This window comes from Amycolatopsis marina (assembly GCF_900111885.1).
GTDB classification, from domain to species: Bacteria; Actinomycetota; Actinomycetes; order Mycobacteriales; family Pseudonocardiaceae; genus Amycolatopsis; species Amycolatopsis marina.
Genome location: NZ_FOKG01000031.1, coordinates 21412 through 45239 on the forward strand (window position 1 = coordinate 21412; position 23828 = coordinate 45239).

The following is a 23828-nucleotide window of genomic DNA, read 5'->3' on the forward strand; positions in this document are numbered from 1 at the left end:
GAGGTGATCGATCCCCCGCTAGGCAGTTCCCTCTGTCTCGGACCGTGTTTTCGCTGCGGCACGTTTGCTCAGGGCTCGGCGGAGCTTGCGCTCGGACAGGCGGCCATAGGAGAACGGTTCTCCGTCGACGAGCACGCCGGGGGCGAACATCACGCCGGCTCGTCTCGCCAACTGTTGTCCCTCCTCGCCGGCCAGGTCGATCTCCGTGATGTGCAGCGGGTGGTCCTGCCCGACCCGGCGCAAGACGTCTTTGGCGTGGTCACAGAACGCGCAGTCCCGCTGGATCAGGAAGGTGATCTCCACCGGCGCCGTCACGAAGCTCGCTCCCGAGCCAGGTCGGCGAGTACGTCCTCGGTCGGCACGAACATCGTGTAGTCAGGCGCGCCGCCGTAGTCGGCGCGCCACTGGATGGTTCCGTCCGAGCCGACGAGGATGAAGCTGTGCCCGGCTGTCGTCTCGTTCATCATGCCGTACTTGTGCGCGTCGTAGGCGCGGATGACGTCTTGACTCGGGTCGGACAGCCAGGGGGTGGACAGGTTCTCGTCGGCGGCCTTGCGGCTCACCTGGTTGATCGGGTCGTGGGAGATCGCCACAACCTCGTCCACCCCGGCCTTCTGCAGCGCTGCCTGGTTTTGTTCCAGGTCGGTGATCTGGTCGATGCACGGCTGGCACATCAGGCCCTCGTGGAAGTACAGCAGCACGTTCTGGCCCTGATAGTCGGCGAGGCTGACCTCGCCCCCACTGCCGGAGGGCAAGGTGAAGCCGGGGGCAGTGGCACCGATACCGGGTTCGCCGACAACGTGCTTGTAACCGCTGCCGCCACCGGAGGCGTCCGGCGTGGTCTGCGAGTTCTGATAGACCAGGTACAGCACGACGACAGCAAGTACGGTGATCAGCGACGCGCCGATCAGCGTGCTGCGGCGCGGCCCGCGCGACCCACCACGGGCCTTGGCGACCGTACGGGCCCCCTGACTGCGGTTGCGGGGCGGTGCGCCACGGCCGCTTGCGCCGGTGGCGGGACGCTTCGGCTGCGTCTTACCGCTGGTCTTGCTCACGGTGGTTCTCCTCCATGGTTACGGGAATCGAAGCGGGCTCGTGGTTCTCCTCGTCGCCGCCACAACACGGCGCGGCGGCGCTGGTCGCCCTGGCCGCCTTGCTGCGCATCGCACGACGCAGCAGGACGGCGAAGCTCAGGACAAGAATCAGGGCGAGCGCCCAGCCGGGGATCCAGGACAGGGCATTCACGGTGACGGACGACAGGTGCTGCAGCCAGGCGCTCAACTCGGTCTGCCAGCCGCCACTTGGCATCCCTGGCCCGGTAAAGGCCAGCACGAACGCGAGCACGCCCATGCCGACCATCAGCAGGCCACTGATCACCGTGCCCAGTGCCAATTGCCGCTGCCACCGGCCCAGCCGCAGCCGCACCGTGCGATCGCTGAACACCCGGCTGGCCCGGTCACGACGCCGTTCCCAAAACACGGCGACCAGCGCCAACGGCGCGACCATTCCGGCGACGTAGGAGACCCCGATCGCCAGTGCGACCGGGAACGAGCCGGAGGCGCCGGAGAGCACCGCGACCCCGACCAACACTGGGGCGCAGCAGGCACTCGCCAGCCCGGAGAACGCCCCGAGCACGTAGGCCGAGCCGAAGCTACCCTCCTTCACCCTGCGCGCACCTGGCATGGGCAGGTTTGGCTTCCACCCGGCAAGTACTGCCACCCCGCCTACGACCATCAGGACGCCTCCGACGGTGAACAGCCATACGTGCTGCTCCACCAGCAGCCGGCTCAGCGCCGTCGCCCCCAAACCGATCGGCAGGATCACCGTGGCCACCCCCGCACCGAACACCAGAGTGGCGGGCACCACGCCCCCACGGTGCCGGAAACCAGTGGACAGATAGGCCGGCAACATCACCGACACACAGCACGGCGCCAGCAGCGCCACCACACCCCCAAGAAACGAGGCCAGCAACGTCGTGCCGAACAACAGTTCACCCACGGCGAGACCCCCTCGGCGGCACCGGTGTGCCCATGAAGACCCTTTCCCGAACAACTCTTAGTCTACTGCCTACGTACGTAGATAGTAGCGGCTGGGTGTGAACTCGTGGTCTTGTCCATCCACAGGGACGGTGACCAGGGGAAAAGGTGAGCAGGCTGCACCACGTAGTCTGGTGGGGGCCGAAGTGCAACGGGAGGACATATGCGTGGGTTCGGCGAGCTCGAAACGGTGGTGATGGACCACGTGTGGGGCAGCGATGACACGATCACGGTGCGTGATGTCTTCGAGTCGTTGAAGAAGACCCGCGAGATCGCCTACACCACCGTGATGTCCACCATGGATAACCTGCACCGCAAGGGCTCGCTTGCGCGCACGCGAGAGGGCAAGGCATTCCTGTACTGGCCCACCCTCACCCGTGAGGAGTACAGCGCGCGGCTGATGCGGGACGCACTCGAATCCGGCGGGAATCCTGATGTCGTCCTTTCCCGCTTCCTCGAGCAGATGACCGACGACGAGTCCACTCGCCTGCACGGCGTGCTACGGCGGTGGGCGTCGGCCAAGGAGGCCCTGTGAGCATCGCCGCCTGCCTGCTGCTGTACAGCTTCGCGGTGGTCGTACTCGGACCACGCCTGCTGACCCGGTGGACCCGAGCCGGAGTGGCGCCCCGGCTCGGCATCACAGCGTGGCTGGTCGCGATTGCCAGCGTGCTGGCCTCGTGGGCGGCAGCGGCGGTATTCCTGACGGTCGAGCTGATACACCACTGGAACCAGCCGGGGCAGATCCTGAGCACCTGCTTCGCGGTGCTCCAGGTGGTAGCCACCGGTGGCGCCGGGATCATCCTCCAACTCGGACTGTTCGTGCTCACCGCACTGGCGACGGCAGCCGCGACGGTCCTGGCCGTCCGTCTCGCCCGTTCCCTGGCCCGCGCCCGGTCCCGCACCCACGACCACGCTCGGATGGCCCGTGTAGTCGGACGGCGCATGCCGGGCTCGGACGCCATCGTTCTCGACGCACCTGAACGGCTGGCCTATTGTGTCGCGGGCCGGCCGCACACGATCGTCGTCACCAGCGGCGCCCTGGACGTGCTCGACGATACCCACCTGCGCGCGGTTCTGGCCCACGAACGTGCCCACCTCACCGGCCGCCACCATCTCCTGCTGGCCACGACCCGCGGGCTCACCGCCGCGCTGCCCAGGGTCGCACTGTTCACCGCCGGCGCCACCGAGATCGCGCGTTTGCTGGAGATGTGCGCCGATGACGCAGCCGCGCGCAGCCACGGCCCCCAAACGGTGCTCGGGGCGCTGCTCACCCTCTCCGGTGTCGCCTCGCTGCCTGCCGGCGCACTGGGCGCCACAGGTGTGGGAGTCGTTGCCCGGGCGGAGCGGCTCGTCGAGCCCGCCGGCTTCACGCAGCGGATGCGCTCCCGGCTACTCCTCGCCGCTGCGGCAACGTTACTGGCCGTCGGCCCCCTGCTCACCGGGGTACTCGCCGCCGCCGGTATCGCCTTCTGCGACCCGAGCACCATCTACTGACCACTGGCCAAAACCGCAAGCACCGTGATGGAAGCCGGGCGGGCCCCTGGGGGTCGGGCCCGCCCGGCGATGCGGTGCAGACCGGCGCTAGGAGGGGGACAACCATCGTCGGTCTCACCGAGTAGTGCCCTCGGTAACCCGGAGAGCCGCTACTACCACGAATCGTATCTGACGAGCGTGTCACCGACACATCGACCACAGGGATGACAACGTCGGTCGTGCGCCGTCCAAGGCGGCTGGGGCAACCTCGGCATGCGTCGAGGTTGCCCCAGCCTGCCGTCAGGAGTTGTGCCGGCCCATGCGCAGTGCCAATCCGAGCCCGGCTACCAGCAGCACGCCGGCTCCGGCGATCCACACCCAAATCGGCACACCCGCGGTGGCGTCGTCCGACTCGGCCGCGGTCGCCGTGCCGGGCGCGGTCGTCACGGCGGCGGGCGCCGACGTTGCTGCCCCGGTGCCCGTCTTGGACAGTTCGAACCTGATCGAGTCGGAGACCGGGTGTCCGTCACCGGACAGCACCCGGTACCCGATGGTGTAACCACCCGCCGGACCGAGCGGACGCAGTCGGGCGGTGACGACGTTCTCCCGCACCTCGACTTCTCCTTCGGTCCACTGTCCACCGTCGGGCCCGGTGACGACGATCTGGTTAGTGCCTCCGTCTTGGATGGGCTCGTTGAATGTCAGGGTCACCGCCGACGGGCCGGTGTCGACCTGTGCGCCGTCGCTCGGGTCGGAGGAGACCAACGAGGTATGCGCGAGCGCGGGGCCGGCCAGCCCGACCGTAGTGGCCAGCACCAGCGCCGCGATCACCAGTGCGCGCCTCATGATGTCGGCTTCGCTGCCTTGCGGCTTCGGAGCAGAGCGCCGGCGCCGACACCGAGGCCCAAAGCGCCGACCGCGACACCGGCACCACCGAGCCAGCGGGCAGTGTCGTCCTGCGACACAGCGATGTCGGCGGTGTCTGGCTGGTCACCACCGCCATGGCCGTTTCCGGATTCCGCTGCCAGTTCGACCACCGGGGCGGGATTCTCCGGCTCCTCGGCGCCCTCGGCGGGTGGCGGCGCGTCCCAGTTCGCCACCGTGCCGTTGGAGTAGGTTTGCGTCACGGGAAGCATGAGCGTGTCGACGGTGCCGGGTAGCGGTCCCGCGGTGAAGGCGAACTCCTCGTAGGACGTGGTGCCTGCGGCGATCTCGTTGCCGGGCTGCGCGGTCCAGGTGATCTTGGTGGCGACCTCGGTGACGTCGGTGCCCCTGCCGTTCCGCACCGGATTCGGCAGTGTTGTCGTCGTGACCTCGGCGGTCCAGCCCGGCACCGGCGTGGTGCGCGCGGAACTGATCGCGTACTCGTTCGGTATCGTCATCTCGATCTTGTTGGTGCCGGCCTCGGCCTCCTCGTTGGGGACGCGCAGCACGATGGCCCCGTAGCCGCCTTTTTCTGGTTGCTCGCCGTAGACGTTGGCGGTGACGTGGGCGGCGGCGATCCCGGTGGTGAGCAGGCTGGTCGCGCCGACAGCCCCCAGCAGCACGGCCGAACGTCGAATCACATGGGTTCTGGACATCAGATAACTCCTGAGAAGTTGGGAAAGTTGGAGAGCTGAACTTCAGGAGTTCTCTGGCGGGCCGCGACGCCCGTGTACGCGCCGCAACTGGATGTCGACGAATTGCCCGTCGCCAGCGGCACGAACGATGACAGCGGGTGTCGCCCCGCTGGGAATTGGCGGCAGGCGCCATGCGGTGTGCACCAAGCGTCGCAGGCTCATCGCGACGGCCTGCAGCATCGACTCCGCCCGCGCCAGCAGTATCGCGGTGAGGACCGTCGCGCCCAGGTGTGCGGCGAGGATCATCGCACCTGGGTCGACTCCACTGTGGATACTGGGTCCACCCGGATCTGCTGGGCTGTGTGTTCCGTGTCCCCCGAGCATCACGTGCATCACGACCTGCGCGACGCCCAGCACCAGTACGACGCCGAGCAGCCCGTGCAGACGCTCGGCGAGGACAGTGGCGAGCCAGCCGATCACCGGCGTCAGCAGCACTATCACTACGGCGCGCGGCATACCACCGTCGGCGAGCGCGTGCGCGACGATCGCGGGCACCGCCGAAGAACAGGTGAGCAGCCCGCCCCGCACGACGCGCAGAGCAACAGGTCGCCGCGATTCACGAGAGCGCCGGTGATGTAGAGCCGACACCGGTTCCGTCACGCGCTTGCTCCGGTCAGGTCGCATCACTGCCTCGGGGCGGGTTGGACGGGGCCCTCGGTGTGGGACCGCGGTGTGTGGCCGGCGAGGATCGCGTCGAGGGTTCCGGACAGCAGTGGGTAGGTGACCGGCCCGGTGATCTTCGCGACGACGGTTCCCGTGCGGTCGAGGAAGAACGTTTCCGGGACACCGAAGACGCCGAAATCCAGCGCAATCCTGGAATCTGGGTCGGTTACATAGCGGTACGCGGAAGGATCGCCGCGGCCCATCTCGTCCAGGAAGGCGATGGCGGAGCCACGCTGGTCCTGGTAGTTCACCCCAACGAAGACAGCGCTCGCCTCGCGGTAGTTGTTCGCCGCCGACACCAGGGCAGCGTGCTCCTCACGGCAGGCCACGCACCAGGAGGCCCAGAAGTTGACCACCACGACCTGGCCGTGGAGGTCGGCCAGCGAGAGCGAGCCCTCGCCCTCCAGATTCGGCATCGTCGCAGTGGGCGCGGGTTTGCCGATCAAGGGGCTGTCGACCAGCGTGGGATCCTCACCCAGCTGGCTGCCGAATATCGAACCGACACCGATCGCAACGACCACCACCGCGATCGCGATCCAGCGGACCAGCCGCCAGCGGCGGACATGTGGGGCCGGCTGAGTATCCCGTGCGTTCATTGTCCGTCCGCCTGCTCGGCTCGGGTGATCAGCTGCCGCACCTGCGCCTGGCGGTCATCCAGCAGGTCATCGCGCTGGGCAAGTTGTCGAAGCAGGGCGAGCGCGGTGGCTGGGTCCTTGCGGGCGTCGAGCAGAATATTCGCCTTGTACCACTGAGCGTCTGGTGATCTGGGGTCGATGGTCAGGGCTTGGTCGATGAACCGGAGGGCGGCGTCGACCTGGCCGAGTTGGAACAGCACCCACCCGGCTCCGGCCAGGACTTCGGGGTTGCCGGGGTCCTGTTTCAGCGCCACGCCGTAGTGTTCGGCGGCCTTGTCGTACTTTCCCTGGTCCAGGTAGCGGCCGGCCAGAGCGAGTCGCATCCCGAGCACGCTGGGGTTGTCGGTGACCACCGCTTCCATCTCCGCGTCGGTCACCGTGGAGAGGTCCCGCGGTGCGGGCACCGGGCTCACCGATGGGGCCGCGGTTGGCAGTTGGGCAGCCTCATTACCGGTGACGAACCCGCCCTCGGGCCGACTCGCCACATACTGGGGAAGCACCACGACCGCGGCGATCACCGCGATGACGGCAGCGACGACGTATGCGGCGCCCCTGGCTCGGAAACGGCGCGGGGTACGGCCGGTGTCCTGCGCCTGGGGCTCTGGTACCTCGTCCAGGGCCTCGATCGCCGAAGCCACGGACGCCTCGTACCGCCGGCGGAGCTGGACGGCGACGTCGTCGGGAATCTCGTTGTCGGCGACCTGCCGTTCGAGGTCGGCAAGGTCGGCCAGGGCCTGGTCACGTTGGTGCTCCAGCGTTTCCCAGTCGGCGCTCATCACAGACCCTCGTCGTCGCCGGTGGAGCGCGCCTGCTCGACGGCGTGGCCGACTCGCTCGCGCTGCTCGGCCGTGAGATCGCCGCCCGGTTCGGGCCGACGCCGCACCAGGAACACTGCGATACCGCCGACCACGACCGCCGCGACGGGCAGCACCCACAAGATCAGGGTCGCTCCGCTGGCGGGCGGGTCGAGCAGCACCCAATCGCCGTAACGGGCACGGAAGTAGCCGATGATCTCCTGGTCGCTGCGCCCGGCGGCGACCTGCTCGGCCACGGCGATACGCATGATCTGCGCCGTCTCGGACGGAGACTCGGCAATGGACACGCTTTTGCACACCGGGCACCGCAACCGCTGTTCGAGCTCGTAGGCACGATCCGCCGGACCGGACCCCGCGGTGAGCAGACCGACGACAGCAACAGCGAGCAGGGACAGGATGGCCATGGCGAGCCCGGCCTGGGACAGCCTGCGCCTACGCATCAGTCACCACTCGCTCGACCGTTGTGTCCGATGTTGTGCGCCGCGTTCGGCCGCTCAGCGCCCAGAACCCGCCGGCCGCGACGAGCCCGCCGCCGACCCACAACCACGCCATGAGTGGATAGCGGTAAAGGTTGAGGGAGACTCGCTCGTCGCCGAGCTGCGCGAGGGCGACATAGATGTCGCGGGTGGGAGCGGTCCAGACGGCCGGCTGTCCCACCGACTGGGTCTGGTTGTTGAACGCGGTCAGCTGTGGCGTCGCGGTCCAGGAGACCTGCCCGTCCTCGCGGAAGACGATATGCGCGTCGCGGCTCACCCGATCCGGCTGGACGTGCTCCTCGCTGCGGTCGAACGTCAGCGTGTAGCCAGCGAACTCGACCGATTCGCCGCGGTCCAGTGTGACGGTCGTGCGAGTGGCGAGTGACCCGGACACCGCGATGACGACGGCGACCACGGCCACCCCGAGGTGGGCGAGCTGCCCACCCCAGTAGGCGCGCTGCCCGCCGAGGACCCGCGGTATGCCTCTCAGGCGTGGTTTCGGCGCGGTGACGACGAGCTGCCGCACACTGGCGGCGGCGACGCCCACGGCGATGGCCACGACGGCGACCACTCCGGGCGAGGAGACACCGCCCAGCACCACCACCGCGGCCGCGGCGGCACTGGCCAGCAGCAGCGGGAGGCGCAGCCGGACCCACAGCACGGCGAGGGAGGCGTAGCGGTACGGGGTGAACGGTCCCACGCCCATCGCGAGCAGGAGGGCGAACGCCAGTGGCACGGCCATGCGGTCGAAGAACGGCCGGCCCACCGACACCTGGTTACCGGTGAGGGCCTCCACGATGATCGGGTAGACGGTTCCGGCGAGGACGACGAACGCGAACACGGTCAACAGCAGGTTGTTGATCAGGAACACGCCCTCGCGACTGGCCAGTGTTTCCGGGCGGGAACCTGAGGCAACGCGTTCACCGCGCAGCGCGAACAGGGTGAACCCGCCGCCCAGGACCAGCACGAGAAACGCCAACAGTGCCGGACCCACCCCCGACTCGGTGAAGGAGTGCACCGACGCCACCACCCCGGAGCGGGTCAGAAACGTGCCCAGGATGGTGAGCGCGAACGTATCGATGACCAGCACGAAGTTCCACGCCTGCAGCATGCCCCGCTTGACCTGCACCACGGCCGAGTGAATGAACGCGGTGGCGACCAGCCACGGGATCAGCGCCGCGTTTTCCACCGGGTCCCAAGCCCAGTAGCCGCCCCAGCCCAGTACCTCGTACGACCACCACGCGCCGAGCACCAGGCCTGCGGTGAGGAAGCTCCACGCCACGAGGTTGGCCCGGCGGGTCCGGCGCAGCCAGTCCACTCCTCCCCTGCGCAGCAGCAGGGCCGACATCGCGAACGCGAACGGCACGGTGAACCCGACGAACCCGAGATAGAGCAGCGGCGGGTGGAACGCCACCATCGCATGGTCGGCCAGCAACGGGTTCGGGCCAGGGCCGTCAGCGGGCGGGTTGGGCAGGATCCGGAACGGGTTGGCCACAGTGGACACCAACCCGAAGAAGAACACGGCGACCACCCCGAGCACGGCGAGCGCACCGGTACCCAGCCGGTCGTCGGTGTCTCGTACCTGCCGCAGCACGGCCGCGGTGTAGCCGGCGAGCACCAGAGCCCACAGCACGATGCTGCCGCCGAGCGCGGACCACGCACTCGTGATGGTGAAGAACAACGGAGTCGCGCGGGAATGTGTCTCGGCCACATAGGACACGGCGAAATTGTCGGTGAGCAGCGCGACCTCGAGTGCCGCCATCGCCAGTGTGGCGCCACCGAGCATGCAGCCCACAGCGAAGCGCAACTGGCTGCGCCGCACGGCACCCGGGCGGTGCTGTGCACGGAAACCGAACACCGCAAGCACGATCGAGCCCGCGAGGCCGAGGAGGATGCCCACCCAGCCGACAGCGGGCGTCACCACGGTCACGGGGACTCACCCTCGGCATCGGGCGGCTGGTAGTTCTCGTCGTGCTTGACCTTCATCGTGTCCGAGACGAACCCACTGCCCCGCCAGGAGCCCTCCAGTACCACGCCGATCCCGGCCTGGAACAGCTGCGCCGGCGCACCGTGGTGCTCCACCGCGACGGACGGCCCGCCAGGCCGGGTATCGGCGGCGACCACGAACCGCAGCCCCTCCGGGGTGCGTGTCACGCTGTCGGGCTCGACGAGCCCGCCCAGCTGGAAGCGCCTGTCGTCGGGGAAGTCCGCGCGGCGCTCGATCGCCTCCTGCGGCGTCAGGTAGTACACGAGGTTGTCGTTGAGGTTGCCGAAGAACAGCAACCCGGCCAGCACCGCAACCACGCCCACGCCGGAGAACGCCAGTAGCCGGTACCTCTTCACAGCCGCTCCCCGATCCGGCGCCGCAGCCGAACCCAGCGTCGGGCGAGACCGAGGAAGTACCCGGCTACCGCGACGCCGGCGACGCCATACCCGAGCACGACCCATGCCCACTCAGACATCCGCTCGTGATCCCTTCTTCAGTGTGGGAGCCAGCACGGCACTACCGGCCAGCTCCGCGGATTCCGTCCGCTGCCTGGCTTCGTGCTCCTCCTCGACGGCCGCCAGGCGCATCCGTGCCCGTAGTGCGAGCAGGTACAGCAGAGTGAACGCCAGCACATTGATCAGCAGGGTCGCCAACATGGTGTGGTCGATCGTCGGATCGCCCGGTTTGAGAACTGTCGGCGGCTGGTGCAGCGCACGCCACCACACCACGGACATGTGCACGATCGGCACCTGCACGAAGGCCACCACACCGAACACAGCGGAACGTCGCGCTCGAGCCGTCGGGTCCAGAGTGGCACGCCGCAACGCGAGATAGCCCAGGTACACGAACAACATGACCGCGGTCGTGACCACGCGAGGGTCCCAGGTCCACCACACGCCCCAGGTGGGCTTGCCCCAGATCGAGCCGAGCGCGATCGCCAGCCCGGTGAAGAACACGCCGACCTCGGCGCTCGCGGCGGCGAGGCGGTCGTAGCGAGGTCGGCGCCGCCACAACCACAGAATGCTGGCGGTCAAGGTGACGGCGAAGCTGAGGTAGGCGATCCAGGCAGCAGGGACGTGCACGTACATCAGCCGCTGCAAGTTGCCCTGGAGCCGGTCGGGCGGGGCCAGCATCGCGGCGGTCAGCCCGATCGCCACCATCACGGCGGCCGCGATGGGCAGCCGACGTCCGAACAGTCTCATGTGGACTCCTCCAAGTGCCTGGCGACGAACCCGGTGGCCACTACCGCCACGAGGTCCACCGTCAGGATGAGTAACAACCACGACCACGGCTCGCGGCCGTAACGAGCCGCTTCCAGCGTCTGGCTCGCGGCCAGCAGCAACGGCAGCGCCACCGGCACGACCAGTAACGGCCCGAGCGTCGTTCTTCCCGCCAGCCCTTCCGCGAGCGCGCTCGCCACCGTGCCCAGCACCGCGAGTCCAACCGCCACCAAGGGAAAGACCGGAAGCAGCCACGGCCAGCCAGTCAACTCCGGGTCGTAGAGCAGCACAGCGACCGGAGCGAGCAGCACCTCGAACGCCAACAGCAGCACCGCGTTCGCCACCGCCCGGCCGGCCAGACGGACGCCAGGGTGCACGCCACACAACCGCAGCACCGCCAGCTGTGCCGGCCCGTCCAACGCGCTCTGCCGCAAGGTCACCAGGACCCCGAACAGCAACACCACCACCCAGTACAGACCGGGCCCGACCTGCCGCAACAACGGGACATCGCTGCCCACCGCCAGCGGCATCAGCAGCAAGGCCACCGCGCCGAACGGTGCTGTGACCAAGAGTGCTTCGCCCGCACGCAACTCGAGCCGCAGATCCTTACGGGCGAGTTCGACACACTGCCGAAACGCGCCGGGAACCGCCGTCGTCTGGTCCGTCACGCCGGCACCTCCGCCCGCACCGGCCGTGCCCGACCCTCGACGATCTCGACCAGCCGATCGGCCGCTCCGCGCAACCGTGCATGGTCGTGCGAGACCACCACACTCGCCCCACCGCGCTCACGCACCTGCTCGGCCACGGCGTTCACCAGACCGGTCGAGGCTGGGTCCAGGCCCGTGTGGGCTTCGTCGAGCAGCAGCAGCCGCGGTTCGGTGAGCAGCACACGAGCCAACTCGGCACGGCGCTGCATTCCCTGTGAGCACGCATCGGCGCGCCGGTCCGCGGCGCCAGCCAACCCGACCGCCTCGAGGGCCTCGTCGGCCGCGTGTTCCCGCCGTCCCGTCAAGCGGGCCAGGAAACGCAGGTTCTCCCGGACGGTCAGTCGCGGATACAACGCGGCGGTATGACCGACCAGTGCGATCCGGGGGCGAACGACAGCGCACTCTGCGCTGCCCAATGCCGCACCGAGAACATGACCGTGTCCACCGACCGGCGGCAGCAAGGTCGCCAGTACCCGCAGCAGAGTGCTCTTGCCTGACCCGTTCGCGCCCACGAGACCCACGGACTCGCCTGGGGCCACCGCGAAATCGAGGCTGCGCAACACCGGAGCGCGCTCGACGTCGACCGCGACGCCGACCAACATGGCGACGTGGTCGGTGTCGGGCACCGGGCTTGGCATGGTCGGACTCCGTACACGAACGAGACTGTCCTACTATTTGCGACCGTAGGTTACGTGCAACCCCATTCGCACCGGAAGCGGGGGCGCGTCGAGCGGCTGCCGTCAGGAGGAGACCAGTGGAGTTCCTGGCGCTGGCCTCGCTCGCGGTGGTCGCCGGACTGCTCTCCTTCACCTCACCGTGCACGCTGCCCTTGCTGCCGGGCTACGTCTCGTACGTCTCCGGCTTGTCGGAAGGATCAAACGACGGCGGATCGCGCGTCGTCCGTGCGCGCCGCCGGACCCTGACAGGCGCATTGCTGTTCGTCGCGGGCTTCTCCGCGGTGTTCACCGCGTTGGGAGCCACCGCCTCGACCCTCGGCTTCCTGCTCACCAACAACCTGCGTGAGATCAACCTCATCGGCGGGACGCTGATCGTCCTCATGGGCCTGACGGTGACCGGACTGATCAGACTCCCACTGCTGCAACGACAACTCCGGTTCGACCTCACCCGCGTCAGCCGCGGACCAGCTGGGGCCCTACCGCTCGGTGCCGCGTTCGCCTTCGGCTGGACCCCGTGCGTGGGACCAGTTCTGGCCTCGATCCTGACCACCGCCGCCAGCACCGCCACCATCAGCCGCGGCGCCCTGCTCCTGCTCGCCTACTCACTCGGCCTTGGACTTCCATTCCTGCTACTAGCGGCCGGACTCGCTCGCGGACGCGCCGCCATCGGCTGGATCCAGCGCCACACTCGCAAGATCGAGATCATCGGCGGGCTGACCCTCGTCGCGATGGGCATCGCTGTCATGACTGGCGGCTGGACCGTCCTCATGAGCCGCCTGCTCGCCGTCTATGCCCGCCTCGGCTGGCCCCCGATCTGAGCCACTCCCCAACTCATCTACTATCGATGCTAGTAGATCTGGAGGTGGTCGATGACGAGCGCGGGACGTTGGACGATCGTGGTCGTCGTCCTGGCCATCGCCGGAATCGTCGCGCTCTGGCCCGAGATCAACGACGACACGACGGGCTCACAGACCGATCGGAATTCACGCGCGGTCCTGCGCTCCGCCGGCCCCGCTGAGCCCGAGGCCGAACTCGCACCGCTACGTGAGCATGCCGGCATCGAGCCCTGCCCCAGCCCGGCAGCCCCGGAAACCCCCGTGCCGCCCGGCCCACTGGCCGGGGTACGCACGGCGTGCCTGGGAACACCCGGGACCGTCGACGTCGGTGCCGCGCTGGCCGGGAAGACCACACTGGTGAATGTGTGGGCGTCGTGGTGTGTGCCCTGCCGCGAGGAAATGCCAGTGCTTGCCAGCTACGCCGACCGCCCCGGTGCCGTTCCCGTGCTCGGCGTAAACGTCAAGGACCAAGCCTCCGCCGCGCTGGAATTCATGGCTGACACGGGCGTCGACTACCCCTCACTGTATGACGGCGACGAGCTCGTGCAGCGGGCTCTGCGCGTCCCACCGCTACTGCCCGTCAACTACCTGGTACGACCGGACGGCTCCGTCGAACGCATCACCGACCCCCTCGTGTTCCACAGCCCCGAGGAGGTGCACGCCGCCGTCGAACGCTACCGGAACCCGAACCGCTGACCGCACCACGGAGAATCACGTGCCGAAATCCAAGATCCACCAGAAGACCGCATACACCCCTACGTCTAATCGGCGCACTCCCGTCAAGGTCCGATCCGTCGCGCCGTCCCAACTGCTCTACAAAGTCGTGATGTTCGGACTGCTACTGCTCGCACTGGCGTGGATCGCGGTGTTCTACATCGCCGGACCCGAGATTGCATTCATGGACGAACTCGGCAAGTGGAACTTCGCGATCACCTTCGTCCTTGGCGTCACCGGACTACTCATGACCCGACGCTGGCGGTAGATCAACGGACCAGACGCGGCGTACGTGCGGTACTATCCTTCTTCGTGGGTGGCGGAATGCAGGGACTCGGTGAACTCGAATCAGCGGTGATGGACGTGCTCTGGCACGCCCAGGAACCACTGAAGGTCCGTGACGTCATGGGACAGCTGAACACCGGCAAGGTACTTGCGTACACCACGGTCATGACCGTGCTGGACAACCTGTTCCGCAAAGGCTGGGTCGAGCGCGACCTGAACGGCAAGGCGTACTTCTACGAATCGGTACTCAGCCGTGAGGAAGCCGCAGCGCGCGCGTTGCGCGAAGTGCTCAACGCCTCCACCGATCCCGAGGCCGTGCTGATGCACTTCGCCGCCACCGCGTCCGAAGAGGAATCGGACATGCTGCGCAGCGTTCTACGCAAGAGGCGAGCACGGCGCCGCTGAGGTTGAGGCCGGTTCCGGCAGACCCAGCGCAGCTACTATAGATGTTAGTACTAGACTGCGTGTCATGCCTACCCCTGCAGGAGGTGGACTCACGCCCGGCTGTTCGGTGAGCCGTGGTCATGTCGTGCGACCGCGCGATGTGGTCATCGCTGCCGGAACCGCGGCTGACGTCCGATGACGACGAGCTCCCGCCCCAGCACCACACCTACGCGCGGCTCTCATCGCGGGCTGCTGACCGCGCTGGGGCTCGGCATGGCCAGTCTGACCGCCGCCGTCCTGACGGCGGCCGTGGTCCTGCAACTCGGCGGGGGCGCGAGTAGCGGGCAGATCCCCGGCATGCCGGGGCCAGGCCCCGTGACCCGGTGGGCACTCCCCGCGACGCGGGTGCTGACCGATCTGGCGGCCGTGGCGACGGTCGGGCTGCTGCTGGCGGCCGCGGCACTCGGCCCGCTACCTGCCGGCCGCCCGAATCAGGTCCGGACAGTGGGGCCTCATGCCTACCGTTGGGTCCGGGCGGCCGGCTGGACGGCGCTCGCCTGGTTCATCGCCACCGCACTGGGTATCGGCTACAGCGCCTCGGACATTCTCGGCCGCCCCTTGCACGAGCTGATCGGTGATCCGCAAGTTGCCGGCTCAGCACTGGATCTGCCGCCTGTTCCTGGCCTGCTGGTGGCGGCAGGCCTTGTTGCGCTGCTCACCGTGGCCTGCCGGTTCGTGCTGTCGCGAGCCGGTGTGGTGCTGCTCCTGGGAATCGCACTGGCCGCGACGCTGCCCCCGGCCTTCGGCGGCCATTCGGGCGGCAGCTCGGGGGATCACCGGCTGGCGGTCTCGGCGATGCTGGTGCACGTCGTCGGGGTCGTGCTGTGGGCCGGTGGACTGCTCGCACTGGCACTTGCTCATCGGCTCTCCACCCCGGACCTCGATCACGCGGTCCGCCGCTATTCGCGGCTGGCCGGGTGGTGTCTGGCCGCGGTGGGCTTGTCCGGGCTGCTGAACGTCCTCGCGCGGCTCGACCCACTCAGCGAGCTGTGGCAAAGCCCGTACGGCTGGCTGGTACTGGCCAAGGTTGGCGCGTTCGGGGTGCTCGCCGCCGTCGGGGGTCTGCACCGCACGCGCACGCTTCCCGTGCTGCGCCAAGGGCGGCGGTCGGCGTTCATCCAGCTGGCCACGGTTGAGCTGGTGATCTTCGCGGCCACCATCGGCCTGGCCGTCGGACTGTCCCGCACTCCCCCGCCAGCCGGTGAAACAGCGTCTGGCACGCACGGCGCCCACGGAGTGACCAGCGCCGCGATGCCCGACGCACCAGGCCTACTATCCCTGTTGCTGCAGTGGCGACCCGAACCCATATTCCTGGCCGCAGCCGGCGTCGCGATCGTGCTTTATCTCGCCGGCCTTCGCCGACTGCGCCGGCACGGCGATTCCTGGCCGCCGGGAGCGACGCTCAGTTGGCTCTCCGGGTGGCTGCTGTTCGCGTGGACCACCAGCGGTGGGCTCGCCCGCTACGGCGAAGTGCTCTTCAGCGCCAACCTGGTCCAGCACCTCGCGCTGGCACTGGCCATTCCCTTGCTCCTGGTCGCCGGACACCCGGTGACGCTCGCACGCCGTACACTCCCGCTGGCCGAAGACCCTCGCTGGCCAGGACCGCGCGAATGGCTGCGGGACCTGCTCAACTCACGACTCCTGCACATCTTGATGCGACCCCACGTCGCCGTGGCCGTACAGGCCGCAATTGCCCTCGTCGTCTACTTCACCGGGCTCTACGAAACCATGTGGCGCTCCGCCGCCGGCCACCTCATCACCTACGGACTCGTGCTGGTCGTGGGTTACGCCTTGTGGTGGGGTGTGACCGGGATCGACACCGCCCCGCACCGACCCACCCCCCGGACCCAGGCGACCGCGCTGGGAGCGACCGTCGTCCTGCTGGACCTGCTGGGTGTGGCGCTGATGCGCACCAGCGTCGACATCGGTGGCTACAGCGACATCGGCGTGACTCGCCCGTGGGGAGCCAGCGTGCTCGGCGACCAGGTCCTCGCGGGTCAGATCACGCTCTGGGTAGCCGGCTCGGCAAGCGTGCTCATTGCCGTCGCCGCCCTGCTCGCCACCTGGCTGGCGAGAAGAACGGGCCCGCCGAGGAACGGGCTGGATTCTCCCAACTCCCAGCCCCATCCCACTGCCGATGTCCACGCCGGGCAGCCCACTTCTCCTAATTAGCTTAGGTGGCGGTACCGGGTGCGCCGTACGTCCTGATCATCGAAGGATGGCCGGTGGGGCGTAGCGCGGGGAGAGGTGTGGACGGGCATGACGCATTCGGCACTGTTACCTGACTGGCTTCGCATGGGGTGGATCATCGCGTCGTGCGCGGTGGCCGCAGTCCATCTTCGCCACGTCTGGACGATGACCGGGCAACGTCGTTACTGGCATGTCGGGCACGTCTTGATGTCGGTGGGCATGGCGTACATGTACTTGCCGCACTCGGCCCACATTGTGTCGACGGAGACTGGGACAGCGTTGTACGCGGCAGCGACCATCGCAGCGGTCGTTGCCGCCGCGGTGTTTCGGGCGCGCCACGGTGTTCTCAATCCACTGTGGATCGTAGTCGCGATCGAGATGGCCGTGATGGTCTACATGTTCCTGCCCATGCACACGCAGTCGCCGATGCTCAGCTACCTACTCGCTGTCTACCTGGCCGGAGTCGGTACGGTGTGGGCACTGGGAAAGTGGGACCGTCACTACCTCTCCGGCCACCATCCCACGATGGGTCAGACCGCATCGCTGGCGGTTCGGGCGACGGCACCAGCACTGCGAGGCAGCCTCGTCACCATGTCTGGCGCGATGACATACATGCTCCTGGCGATGTAACCGCCACTCGCCAACATCAGGCCTTGGCGGGCTTGAGGGCGGTGAGCCGTTCGACAAGACCGACCTTGAAGCGCTGCACGTCCTCGATGTCGAATCCGGCCGCAGCAAGGTGATTGCGCGGCCTGCGCAGGAAATGCTCACCGGCCAGCGGAACCGTGACCGCCTCCAGAAGGCGTTGCACAACCCGCGCCAGCGATGACGAACTTTCGACATGGTCCACCAGAACCAGTCGACCACCGGGGCGCAGCACCCGGTGCATCTCGTCGATCGCGGCGTCCAGATCCGGGATCGCGCACAGGCCGAACGTGCACACCACGGTGTCGAACGCGGCATCGTCGAACGGCAAGGTGTGGGCGTTGCCCTGCAGGAGCGTCACGGAACGACCGAGCTCCGACGCCCGCGCCCGGGCAATGTCCAGCATGTCCTCACTCAGGTCGATGCCGGTCAGATTGATGTCGTCGGAGTAGACAGGAAAGTTGAGGCCCGTGCCGACTGCAACCTCGAGCACGTCCCCCGTGGCTCGGGAGCATGCCCACTGGCGGGAGTCGCCGAACACGGCGCGATCCATGAACTGCATCTGCCTGTCGTACGTGCGGGAGTGCTTGTCCCAGTGCCGCTGCCAGCGAGCACTGCGGTCCCGTGTTCCGAACATGTGTTCCTCCGTAGCTTCTAGCTTGTGACGAGTTCGGCGACGCCCATGGCGATTCCGAGGGTGAGCCCGTATACGACGGCCATGACAAGAGCGGGCCTGCCGATTACCCTCATCACCGCGCGCAAGTCCCGCGGGGACGTTCCGGTTCGGCGGAGTCGGCGGGCCAACCACAGCACCATCACGGCGACCCCGGCAAGGACAAAGTAGACCTGGTAGCGCTCCATCAAGGCACCGAAGAAACCGGCGGCACCGAGCCCCACCGCAGTGGCGATCGCCCCGCCGATGCAGCAGACCCCGCTCAGCAGACCGGAACCCAAACTTGCCCGCACCGACCGCCACGCACCCCAGCCGCGCCCTCGGACCGTTACCGCGCCCTCCGAGGTCACCATGTGAACCCACCCGCCTCTCATCGATCTACTACCTATAAATAGTACTACACTAGTCTAGTAGGCAGTCGTTGGCGGGAAGGACGGCGGCTCAGCTGACGCAGCACACGGTGATGGCGAGACACAGCTGATACAGGAGAACGCCGTAGACGGCGACCATGGCGATGCCGGGCAGGCTCCTGAGCACGGTCTCGCGGCGGACGGCGGTGAGCATTCGTGGGCCGCGTCCCGTCTCCAGCTGGATGACGCGGGCTTCGAGCAGGGCGGGACCACCCATCGCCGCCTGTGCCGTCCCTGGCGCGGAATCCGGTTCTCCGGTGGCTTTGAGTAGCGCGGCTGCGACCGGCGAGACACCGCACTGTCGAACGGCCGCACGGTCGGCTTTGAGTTCCTGGCGGTCCAGGATGCGCTGGAGTACGTCGCCGATCAGCGGGATGAGGAAGAACGCGGCGGCCCAGGTGCGCAACGCCAGCACCTTGAGCGGGTCTCGATGGCGGACGTGGTAGTCCTCGTGCCGAAGCACGGCGACGAGCTCGTCCTGACTGACCCGCGCGACCAGACCGCTACTGACCGCCACTCTCGGGTGCCAGACCCCGTAGGTGAAGGCGTAGGGAGCGTCCGCACCGATCTCGACCACCTGGTGCTCCGATCCGGCGCGCTCGGCGGCGGCCGCCAGTGCGGGCGAGGGAGTGGACGCGGCACGATCAATCCATCGGCTCAACTGGTGACTGCGCCGGCACTGGCGCAGCAGAGCGGTCAGCCCGGCCTGGATGAGTCCGCCCCACAGGAAAGTCATCAGCACGCCGAACACGACGCGGGCAACCGTCAGCTCGGGCACGGCGACCTGTCCGAACGCCCTGCCGACGATCATGATGATGTACCCCACCACCATCACCAGGCCGTACACCGTTCCGCCAGCGAGGAGCCCCAGCAGGGCCCCGTGGAACAGCACCCGACCAGCGCGGCGCATCAGGAGTCCTTACCTGCCGAGTCGGGCGAAGTGGAGCCCAGCAGCCGTTCCAGCCGCTGACGCAGGTGGGGCGTGCCACGTGCCTGATCGACGAAATACGTCACCGCCGCGTCCCCGTGCTCTCGGACCACATCCTTCACAGCCAGTTCCGCGGCGTCCCGCACGGCCGCGGCGTACAGGTATCCGCGCCCGGCGGTAGTTCGCGTAGCCGCCCCTCGCTCGCTCAGCCTGGCCAGCACAGTCATCACCGTGGTGTAGGCCAGCGGCTCCGAACGGTCGCGATTCAGCCGGTCCAGCACAACCCGCACCGGCACAGGTTTGCCCGCCGACCACAACGCCTGCAGCACCTCGGCGCCCAGTGGTCCCAGCAGCTTGCTCAACTCATCACCACGTTCACCCACCCGACCATTGTCTACTATTTGAAAGTCGTAGACAACGAGCAGTGGCCATTCCGGCGGTGTCGCTCACGCCTGGTTGTGGTCTGGTGTGGATAGAGGCAGGCGCACCAGAAAACTGCTGCCATGGCCGGGTTCGCTCTCGACCACGATCTCACCGCCATGTGCCGCGACCAACTCGGCGGCAATGGCGAGGCCGATCCCGGAACCGGCAGCGGACGAGCGCGCACCGCGGAAGAAGCGCTCGAACACGTGCGGCAGTTCGTCGGGCGGGATCCCGGGCCCGTCGTCGGCGACGGTCAGCTCCGCGTGGCGGTCGCGCTGGTCGAGGGCGACCGCGATTTGCCCGCCGTCGGGGGTGAACTTCAGTGCGTTGCTGAGCAGGTTGTCGAGGACCTGGCGCAGGCGCACATCGTCGACATTGGCGGTCACCTCGCCGAGATCCGTGCCGAGTTCGAGATTCTTCACGGCCATCTGGTTGGCAACGCTATCCAGGACGTCTTCGACCAGGGGGCGCAGGGCGACCTCACGGCGGTGCAGGGTGAACCCGGCCGCACCGGCGTCGGCCAGGGTCTCCAGGTCGGCGACCAGCCTGCCGAGGCGCAGGATCTCCTCGTGTAGCGACTCGAAGACCGCACTGTCGGGAGCACTCAACCCGTCCCGGATGGCCTCCACCTGGGTCTGCAAGATTGTCAGTGGTGTGCGCAACTCGTGGGCCACATCCGAGGCAAACGCCAACCGCAGCTCGTCCTCGCGGGTGACCGCATCGGCCATCGAGTTGAACGACTCAGCCAGCTCGCCGATCTCGTCGTTCACGTACACCGTGGCGCGGCGTTCGCGCCGTCCGGCCGCACGCTCGTTAGTGGCCGCGGTCAGCTCCCCGACCTGGGCTGTGGTCCGCCGTGTGAGGGCCAAACCCACCAGCAGTGCCAGCATTCCCGCGGTGACAGCGCCGCCGAGCAGCAGCCAGTTGACCGAGTCCCGGAACTCGCGATCCGCCGCCGGAAGCGCCGCCTGCGGCACGCGCACCACTGTGCTGCCGACCTGCTCACCGCCCACCACGATGGGCAACCGCCTCTGCGGTGCCGGCGACGGCATCCCCATCATTTCCCGGTGCATTGCCGACATAGCTGGGCTCATCGCCGCCGCGGACGACGTCCAGACCCGGTTTCCGGAGCGGTCGAGGACCTCCACCGTGGCGCCGGACATTGCGAAGGCGGGTGCGAGTTCGTCCAGCGACTCGCGCCGCCATTGTCCTACGCGGCGATACTCGGCAGCCAGCACCGCCGCGATCTGCTGCTCTCGGGCCTGTTGTTGGGACTGCAGGTAGGTACCGAACCGAGTGTCGATCGCGAGGTTGACCAGGATCGCGGTCAGCGCCGCCGCCGCAACCGCGGTCACCAAGAACGCGACAGCGATGCGCCGGGAGTACCGGCCACTCCGGACAGCCCACCGCAACTTAGCCATCCCGTTCGACCGCCAGCTTGTATCCCACACCCGGCACGGTCGCCACGAGTTGGGGCTGTCCGCTGCGGTCCCCCAGCTTGCGACGCAGGTTCTTCACGTGCGCGTCGACAGTGCGTTCGGATGACTCATGCTCACCCGACAACCGCGACAGCAGCTCAGTGCGGGACCACACCCGGCCTGGACGGGCCGACAGCGTGCTCAACAGTTCGAACTCCGCGCGCGTCAGGTCGACATCGCGGTCGCCCACCGAAACCTCGCGGCGTTCGGCATCAAGGCGAAGCATCCCGCCGCCGAAGGAAGCCGGTTCCGTCCGAGCGGCTTCTCCCCTGGTGCGGCGGAGCACCGCATCCACCCTGGCGGCCAGCTCGGCGAGACTGAACGGCTTGGTGACGTAGTCGTCCGCGCCCACCCGTAGCCCGGCGATCCGCTGCGCCTCATCGGCTTTCGCGGTCAACATGATGATCGGCAGGCCGCCTGCCGCGCGGAGTTCCCGGGCCACGTCCTCGCCCGCCCGATCCGGCAATCGCAGGTCCAATATCATCAAATCGGCGACGCGCGCCAGTTCCAATGCGCGGGCACCGGTGCCTGCCTCCAGCACCGTGTATCCGTCGCGCTCGAGATGGGAACGCACGAGACTGCGGATCTTGGTTTCGTCGTCCACGACAACGACTGTCCCGCGCATAGTTTCCCCTGGTCTCAACCGGTTGGTCGGCTTGGCAGGTAGGACAGCACAGACGCCATTCCAGCGGCCATGTGGTAGGCATTGTGGCAGTGCATAAGCCACTGCCCAGGATTGTCCGCGGTGAAATCCACCAGCAGGCGCTCACCTGGCGCGACCATCACCGTATCCTTACGGGTGCCGGTAGGCACATTCGTGTTGTCGATCGTTCTGATGGCAAAGGTGTGCCCGTGCAAGTGCATCGGGTGATACATCGGGGTCTGGTTGATCACTTCCAGTCGGACGTGTTGCCCCTCGTGCAAGGGCATCGGGGTGATGCCGTCGAACGGGCGGTGGTGGTTGTAGGTCTCAGCGTTAATGCGCCACTCGAAGGTGGACATGTCGCCGGTCAAGTACAAGCTGTGGCTCACGTCGGGCTTTCGGTCGTCAAGCCGCACGTCGGGTGCCGACCGGAGGTCGGCGAGAGCGAGGAGCCGGCCGGCCAGCTCGCGCGGCGCGCTTGAAGTGGGCGGCACGGGACCGGCGGCGGTGCGCACCACGCCCAGCGCCTGGGCGCGCTTGCCCTCCGCGACGGCGACCAGGGGAAAAGCCCCGTCGTCGAGGGTGACCAGCAGGTCGTAGCGCTCTCCTGAGCCTAGCTGCAACGTGTCGACGGTGATCGGCTCAACCGGGAAGCCGTCGGTGTGTGTCACGGTCAACCGGTGGCCGCCGAGGGCGACTCGGAACACGGTCGCCCCCGCGGCGTTGATCAGTCGAATACGGGCCCGCTGGCCGGGCTTCGCCCGGAGCGTTTCCGGCGCGGTCGGCAGCCGCCCGTTCAGCAGGTAGAAAGGGAAGTCGACGCTTCCCGCCAGGCGAGAAGCCGCCGACACCGGGGCGATTCCCGCCGGTGGATTCGCCAGCGACTCGGGCACGTGGTACTGCCACGCCTGCGATCTGTCAGCGATCTGCCCGGCCTGCACCGCAGTCTGGAATCTGGCGTCCATGCCGCCGCTGCGCAACTGGGTCAGCACCTGATCAGGGGTCGCGCCTGCGTCGTCGATCCAGTCGTCGAGCACCACGATGAACTCGACATCGTAGTCACCGGCCTCGCGCGGATCGTCGATGATCAGCGGGCTGAACAACCCCCGCTCACGCTGCAATCCGACGTGAGGGTGAAACCAGTAAGTGCCCGGATCAGGCGCGACGAACGAGTAACGCATGCTCTCGCCCTCCCCGATCGACGGCTGAGTGAGGTTCGGTACCCCGTCCATGTCGTTGCGGAGACGCAGCCCATGCCAGTGCACCGTGGTCGGTTCGGGCAACCGGTTGACCACGTCAACCTCGAGCTGGTCGCCCGCACTACAGCGAACGACCCGCCCCGGCACCTGCCCGTCGTAGGCCCAGGTCTGCACCATCCGCCCCCCGAGGTCCACCTCGACCGGCTCGGCTACCAGCGACGCCCGCACGGTGCGACCTGAACCCTGGCGCCGCCGGACCTGCTCGACCCTCCGCACATCATCCGAGGACGCCTGTACCCGTCCCGCACCTACCGCTTCCTCGGGACGAAATGCCCACCAAGCGCCAGCGGTCAAGGCAGCACCTCCCGCACCGGCCGCGCCCAACAGCACACTGCGGCGCGACACAACCGAGTCCGGCATTCCTCTCCGTCTCTCCCCACAGCAGCCAACTACGTAGTGCCATAGTAGATGAACCACGGAGGTCAACCGGACACCACGGGCGACCGCAGCTGTCCACGGACGAGTTTGACGATTCATCGGTACCTTGGTCCAAGACCTTCAAGTCCTGCATCCTCAGCAACCCCTGCTCGTCAAGCGATCTGCGGTTGTCACCCCGTAGGGCTGGCGCAATGGCTCGATGGAGTGACGGTGG

Annotated in this window: 31 protein-coding genes; 9 read left to right on the top strand and 22 right to left on the bottom strand. The window is 67.9% G+C overall.

What is annotated here, in order from left to right; genetic code table 11:
* Positions 1–18 precede the first annotated feature (18 nt).
* The 3 genes from BM199_RS30625 to BM199_RS30635 are packed head-to-tail and all read right to left on the bottom strand — an operon-like array spanning position 19 to position 1998.
* The gene (locus BM199_RS30625) at positions 19–315 is read right to left on the bottom strand and encodes a glutaredoxin family protein (RefSeq protein WP_091679112.1); all 297 of its coding nucleotides are present in this window, start codon (positions 313–315) and stop codon (positions 19–21) included.
* A complete protein-coding gene (locus BM199_RS30630) occupies positions 312–1055 on the bottom strand; it encodes a peroxiredoxin family protein (protein ID WP_091679115.1) in 744 nt (247 codons plus the stop codon). The genes BM199_RS30625 and BM199_RS30630 overlap by 4 nt, the downstream gene beginning before the upstream one ends.
* Positions 1036–1998, bottom strand: coding sequence for a cytochrome c biogenesis CcdA family protein (locus BM199_RS30635; protein WP_091679116.1), 963 nt, complete (start codon positions 1996–1998; stop codon positions 1036–1038). The genes BM199_RS30630 and BM199_RS30635 overlap by 20 nt, the downstream gene beginning before the upstream one ends.
* Positions 1999–2199: 201 nt before the next feature.
* On the opposite strand from BM199_RS30635, the gene BM199_RS30640 reads away from it, so the two are divergent.
* A complete protein-coding gene (locus BM199_RS30640; RefSeq protein WP_091679123.1) occupies positions 2200–2571 on the top strand; it encodes a BlaI/MecI/CopY family transcriptional regulator in 372 nt (123 codons plus the stop codon).
* On the top strand, positions 2568–3530 hold the full coding sequence (locus tag BM199_RS30645; protein WP_091679128.1) for a M56 family metallopeptidase: 963 nt from the start codon (positions 2568–2570) through the stop codon (positions 3528–3530). The genes BM199_RS30640 and BM199_RS30645 overlap by 4 nt, the downstream gene beginning before the upstream one ends.
* A 279-nt stretch (positions 3531–3809) precedes the next feature.
* Here BM199_RS30645 and BM199_RS30650 read toward each other — a convergent pair whose 3' ends face one another.
* From BM199_RS30650 to ccmA, 12 genes are all read right to left on the bottom strand, one after another.
* On the bottom strand, positions 3810–4355 hold the full coding sequence (locus tag BM199_RS30650) for a copper resistance CopC family protein (RefSeq protein WP_091679132.1): 546 nt from the start codon (positions 4353–4355) through the stop codon (positions 3810–3812).
* Complete coding sequence (locus tag BM199_RS30655) at positions 4352–5089, bottom strand: YcnI family copper-binding membrane protein (RefSeq protein WP_091679134.1); 738 nt, start codon at positions 5087–5089, stop codon at positions 4352–4354. Before BM199_RS30655 ends, BM199_RS30650 begins: the two co-directional genes overlap by 4 nt.
* A 42-nt stretch (positions 5090–5131) precedes the next feature.
* Entirely contained in the window at positions 5132–5656 is a 525-nt protein-coding gene (locus BM199_RS30660) for a hypothetical protein (RefSeq protein ID WP_245788932.1), read from the bottom strand.
* 95 nt (positions 5657–5751) lie between these two features.
* A complete protein-coding gene (locus BM199_RS30665) occupies positions 5752–6387 on the bottom strand; it encodes a redoxin domain-containing protein (RefSeq protein ID WP_091679137.1) in 636 nt (211 codons plus the stop codon).
* A complete protein-coding gene (locus BM199_RS30670; RefSeq protein WP_091679140.1) occupies positions 6384–7202 on the bottom strand; it encodes a tetratricopeptide repeat protein in 819 nt (272 codons plus the stop codon). The genes BM199_RS30665 and BM199_RS30670 overlap by 4 nt, the downstream gene beginning before the upstream one ends.
* Positions 7202–7681: a cytochrome c-type biogenesis protein gene (locus tag BM199_RS30675; RefSeq protein WP_091679143.1), complete on the bottom strand. Its 480-nt coding sequence runs from the start codon at positions 7679–7681 to the stop codon at positions 7202–7204. The genes BM199_RS30670 and BM199_RS30675 overlap by 1 nt, the downstream gene beginning before the upstream one ends.
* A complete protein-coding gene (locus BM199_RS30680) occupies positions 7674–9647 on the bottom strand; it encodes a heme lyase CcmF/NrfE family subunit (RefSeq protein ID WP_091679146.1) in 1974 nt (657 codons plus the stop codon). Before BM199_RS30680 ends, BM199_RS30675 begins: the two co-directional genes overlap by 8 nt.
* On the bottom strand, positions 9644–10060 hold the full coding sequence (locus BM199_RS30685; protein WP_091679150.1) for a cytochrome c maturation protein CcmE: 417 nt from the start codon (positions 10058–10060) through the stop codon (positions 9644–9646). The genes BM199_RS30680 and BM199_RS30685 overlap by 4 nt, the downstream gene beginning before the upstream one ends.
* Positions 10057–10179 (bottom strand): hypothetical protein, encoded by a 123-nt coding sequence (locus BM199_RS35045; RefSeq protein ID WP_281245771.1) that lies wholly within the window; start codon positions 10177–10179, stop codon positions 10057–10059. Before BM199_RS35045 ends, BM199_RS30685 begins: the two co-directional genes overlap by 4 nt.
* Positions 10172–10906 (bottom strand): cytochrome c biogenesis protein CcsA, encoded by a 735-nt coding sequence (gene ccsA / locus BM199_RS30690; RefSeq protein WP_091679153.1) that lies wholly within the window; start codon positions 10904–10906, stop codon positions 10172–10174. Before ccsA ends, BM199_RS35045 begins: the two co-directional genes overlap by 8 nt.
* Complete coding sequence (locus tag BM199_RS30695; protein ID WP_091679155.1) at positions 10903–11592, bottom strand: heme exporter protein CcmB; 690 nt, start codon at positions 11590–11592, stop codon at positions 10903–10905. Before BM199_RS30695 ends, ccsA begins: the two co-directional genes overlap by 4 nt.
* Positions 11589–12269, bottom strand: coding sequence for a heme ABC exporter ATP-binding protein CcmA (gene ccmA / locus BM199_RS30700; protein WP_091679158.1), 681 nt, complete (start codon positions 12267–12269; stop codon positions 11589–11591). Before ccmA ends, BM199_RS30695 begins: the two co-directional genes overlap by 4 nt.
* Positions 12270–12385: 116 nt before the next feature.
* Here ccmA and BM199_RS30705 point away from each other — a divergent pair, with 116 nt between their 5' ends.
* From BM199_RS30705 to BM199_RS30730, 6 genes are all read left to right on the top strand, one after another.
* Positions 12386–13126: a cytochrome c biogenesis CcdA family protein gene (locus tag BM199_RS30705; RefSeq protein WP_091679160.1), complete on the top strand. Its 741-nt coding sequence runs from the start codon at positions 12386–12388 to the stop codon at positions 13124–13126.
* A 51-nt stretch (positions 13127–13177) separates the two neighbouring features.
* Positions 13178–13840, top strand: a complete 663-nt coding sequence (locus BM199_RS30710; protein ID WP_091679163.1) for a TlpA family protein disulfide reductase — start codon at positions 13178–13180, stop codon at positions 13838–13840.
* A 19-nt stretch (positions 13841–13859) separates the two neighbouring features.
* On the top strand, positions 13860–14126 hold the full coding sequence (crgA, locus tag BM199_RS30715) for a cell division protein CrgA (RefSeq protein ID WP_091679165.1): 267 nt from the start codon (positions 13860–13862) through the stop codon (positions 14124–14126).
* A gap of 56 nt (positions 14127–14182) precedes the next feature.
* Positions 14183–14548 (top strand): BlaI/MecI/CopY family transcriptional regulator, encoded by a 366-nt coding sequence (locus BM199_RS30720; protein ID WP_091679168.1) that lies wholly within the window; start codon positions 14183–14185, stop codon positions 14546–14548.
* Positions 14549–14722: 174 nt separating this feature from the next.
* Positions 14723–16759 carry a bifunctional copper resistance protein CopD/cytochrome c oxidase assembly protein gene (locus BM199_RS30725; protein ID WP_091679171.1) on the top strand — a complete coding sequence of 679 codons (2037 nt, stop codon included), beginning with the start codon at positions 14723–14725 and terminating at the stop codon, positions 16757–16759.
* Between the two features lie 87 nt (positions 16760–16846).
* Positions 16847–17407: a DUF5134 domain-containing protein gene (locus tag BM199_RS30730; RefSeq protein ID WP_143101961.1), complete on the top strand. Its 561-nt coding sequence runs from the start codon at positions 16847–16849 to the stop codon at positions 17405–17407.
* A 16-nt stretch (positions 17408–17423) separates the two neighbouring features.
* On the opposite strand, the gene BM199_RS30735 is transcribed toward BM199_RS30730, so the two are convergent.
* The 7 genes from BM199_RS30735 to BM199_RS30765 form a co-directional block, all read right to left on the bottom strand.
* Positions 17424–18059, bottom strand: a complete 636-nt coding sequence (locus BM199_RS30735; protein WP_091679176.1) for a class I SAM-dependent methyltransferase — start codon at positions 18057–18059, stop codon at positions 17424–17426.
* Positions 18060–18076: 17 nt separating this feature from the next.
* A complete protein-coding gene (locus BM199_RS30740) occupies positions 18077–18448 on the bottom strand; it encodes a hypothetical protein (protein WP_091679179.1) in 372 nt (123 codons plus the stop codon).
* An 88-nt stretch (positions 18449–18536) separates the two neighbouring features.
* Positions 18537–19415: a M56 family metallopeptidase gene (locus BM199_RS30745; protein WP_091679182.1), complete on the bottom strand. Its 879-nt coding sequence runs from the start codon at positions 19413–19415 to the stop codon at positions 18537–18539.
* Complete coding sequence (locus tag BM199_RS30750; protein ID WP_218160474.1) at positions 19415–19816, bottom strand: BlaI/MecI/CopY family transcriptional regulator; 402 nt, start codon at positions 19814–19816, stop codon at positions 19415–19417. Before BM199_RS30750 ends, BM199_RS30745 begins: the two co-directional genes overlap by 1 nt.
* Before the next feature lie 63 nt (positions 19817–19879).
* Positions 19880–21277 carry a sensor histidine kinase gene (locus tag BM199_RS30755; protein WP_091679184.1) on the bottom strand — a complete coding sequence of 466 codons (1398 nt, stop codon included), beginning with the start codon at positions 21275–21277 and terminating at the stop codon, positions 19880–19882.
* Entirely contained in the window at positions 21270–21938 is a 669-nt protein-coding gene (locus BM199_RS30760) for a response regulator transcription factor (protein WP_218160475.1), read from the bottom strand. Before BM199_RS30760 ends, BM199_RS30755 begins: the two co-directional genes overlap by 8 nt.
* 35 nt (positions 21939–21973) lie before the next feature.
* On the bottom strand, positions 21974–23323 hold the full coding sequence (locus BM199_RS30765; protein WP_245788936.1) for a multicopper oxidase family protein: 1350 nt from the start codon (positions 23321–23323) through the stop codon (positions 21974–21976).
* On the opposite strand from BM199_RS30765, the gene BM199_RS34775 reads away from it, so the two are divergent.
* A complete protein-coding gene (locus BM199_RS34775; protein ID WP_245788938.1) occupies positions 23231–23416 on the top strand; it encodes a hypothetical protein in 186 nt (61 codons plus the stop codon). The two genes, BM199_RS30765 and BM199_RS34775, sit on opposite strands and share 93 nt — an antisense overlap.
* Positions 23417–23828: the final 412 nt, after the last annotated feature.

Excerpts from the sequence above, each read along its gene's own strand:
- BM199_RS30640 (WP_091679123.1), top strand. The coding sequence starts at position 2,200 with ATGCGTGGGTTCGGCGAGCTCGAAACGGTGGTGATGGACCACGTGTGG.
- BM199_RS30650 (WP_091679132.1), bottom strand. The coding sequence starts at position 4,355 with ATGAGGCGCGCACTGGTGATCGCGGCGCTGGTGCTGGCCACTACGGTC.
- BM199_RS30655 (WP_091679134.1), bottom strand. The coding sequence starts at position 5,089 with ATGTCCAGAACCCATGTGATTCGACGTTCGGCCGTGCTGCTGGGGGCT.
- BM199_RS30665 (WP_091679137.1), bottom strand. The coding sequence starts at position 6,387 with ATGAACGCACGGGATACTCAGCCGGCCCCACATGTCCGCCGCTGGCGG.
- BM199_RS30670 (WP_091679140.1), bottom strand. The coding sequence starts at position 7,202 with ATGAGCGCCGACTGGGAAACGCTGGAGCACCAACGTGACCAGGCCCTG.
- BM199_RS30675 (WP_091679143.1), bottom strand. The coding sequence starts at position 7,681 with ATGCGTAGGCGCAGGCTGTCCCAGGCCGGGCTCGCCATGGCCATCCTG.
- BM199_RS35045 (WP_281245771.1), bottom strand. The coding sequence starts at position 10,179 with ATGTCTGAGTGGGCATGGGTCGTGCTCGGGTATGGCGTCGCCGGCGTC.
- ccsA (WP_091679153.1), bottom strand. The coding sequence starts at position 10,906 with ATGAGACTGTTCGGACGTCGGCTGCCCATCGCGGCCGCCGTGATGGTG.
- ccmA (WP_091679158.1), bottom strand. The coding sequence starts at position 12,269 with ATGCCAAGCCCGGTGCCCGACACCGACCACGTCGCCATGTTGGTCGGC.
- BM199_RS30710 (WP_091679163.1), top strand. The coding sequence starts at position 13,178 with ATGACGAGCGCGGGACGTTGGACGATCGTGGTCGTCGTCCTGGCCATC.
- BM199_RS30720 (WP_091679168.1), top strand. The coding sequence starts at position 14,183 with ATGCAGGGACTCGGTGAACTCGAATCAGCGGTGATGGACGTGCTCTGG.
- BM199_RS30725 (WP_091679171.1), top strand. The coding sequence starts at position 14,723 with ATGACGACGAGCTCCCGCCCCAGCACCACACCTACGCGCGGCTCTCAT.
- BM199_RS30730 (WP_143101961.1), top strand. The coding sequence starts at position 16,847 with ATGACGCATTCGGCACTGTTACCTGACTGGCTTCGCATGGGGTGGATC.
- BM199_RS30735 (WP_091679176.1), bottom strand. The coding sequence starts at position 18,059 with ATGTTCGGAACACGGGACCGCAGTGCTCGCTGGCAGCGGCACTGGGAC.
- BM199_RS30740 (WP_091679179.1), bottom strand. The coding sequence starts at position 18,448 with ATGGTGACCTCGGAGGGCGCGGTAACGGTCCGAGGGCGCGGCTGGGGT.
- BM199_RS30745 (WP_091679182.1), bottom strand. The coding sequence starts at position 19,415 with ATGCGCCGCGCTGGTCGGGTGCTGTTCCACGGGGCCCTGCTGGGGCTC.
- BM199_RS30755 (WP_091679184.1), bottom strand. The coding sequence starts at position 21,277 with ATGGCTAAGTTGCGGTGGGCTGTCCGGAGTGGCCGGTACTCCCGGCGC.
- BM199_RS34775 (WP_245788938.1), top strand. The coding sequence starts at position 23,231 with ATGCCAGTGCACCGTGGTCGGTTCGGGCAACCGGTTGACCACGTCAAC.